Origin of the sequence: Actinomadura rubrisoli (genome assembly GCF_004349215.1) — a bacterium.
Classification (GTDB): Bacteria; Actinomycetota; Actinomycetes; order Streptosporangiales; family Streptosporangiaceae; genus Spirillospora; species Spirillospora rubrisoli.
The window spans coordinates 1-923 of the sequence record NZ_SMKU01000750.1; the positions used below are offsets into that span (position 1 = coordinate 1).

A 923-nucleotide genomic window follows, 5' to 3' on the forward strand; every position below is an offset into this window, starting at 1 on the left:
CTCCCCCGACCTGCCCGGACCCGCGCTCGGCGAACTCCTGGACGCCCTGGCCCCGCATGCGGTCGAGACCGCCGACGGCGTCGTCCCCCCTCCCCCGTCCGGCTCCGGCGGCCCCGTGCCCGTCGCCGACGGCACCGCCGTGCTGATCGCCACCTCCGGCTCCACCGGCGCCCCCAAGTTCGTCGAGCTGTCGGCCGCCGCGCTGCGCCACTCCGCCACCGGCACCCTCGCCCGCATCGCGGCCGCGCCGGGCGACCGGTGGCTGTGCTGCCTGCCCACCAGCCACATCTCCGGCATCCAGGTCCTCGTCCGCGCCCTGGTCGCGGGCACCGAGCCGATCGTCCTGCCCCGGTTCGACGTCCCCGCCGTCACCGCCGCGCGGGGCGTCCACATCGCGATGGTCCCCACCCAGCTCCGCCGCCTGCTGGACGCCGGGATGGACCTGTCGAAGATCGGCGCCGTCGTCCTCGGCGGCGCCCCGGCCCCGCCCGGCCTGCTCGCCGAGGCCCGCGACCGAGGCGGCCGGGTCCACACCACCTACGGCATGAGCGAGACCTGCGGCGGCTGCGTCTACGACGGGACGCCCCTGGACGGAATGCGCGCCGCCCTCGGCGCCGACGGACGGATCCGGCTGGCCGGTCCGTCCCTGTTCACCGGGTACCGGCTGCGGCCTGAGCAGACCGCCGAGGCCAAGGACGGTGAGTGGTTCCTCACCCAGGACCTCGGCGCCATCGAGGACGGGCGCCTGCGGATCCGCGGCCGGGTCGACGACGTGATCAACACCGGCGGCGAGAAGGTCGTCGCCGGTGAGGTCGCCGCCGCCCTGTCCCGCCACCCCGGCATCCGCGACGTCGTCGTGGTCGGCCGCCCCGACCCCGAATGGGGCGAGCGGGTCACCGCCGTCGTAGTGCCCGCCACGGAAT

1 protein-coding gene is annotated in these 923 nt (G+C 76.5%); it reads left to right on the plus strand.

Going from position 1 to position 923, the window contains the following annotated elements:
- Positions 1-923 (plus strand): AMP-binding protein (locus E1298_RS47265; protein ID WP_131903880.1); only part of this gene is annotated, 923 nt, incomplete at both ends.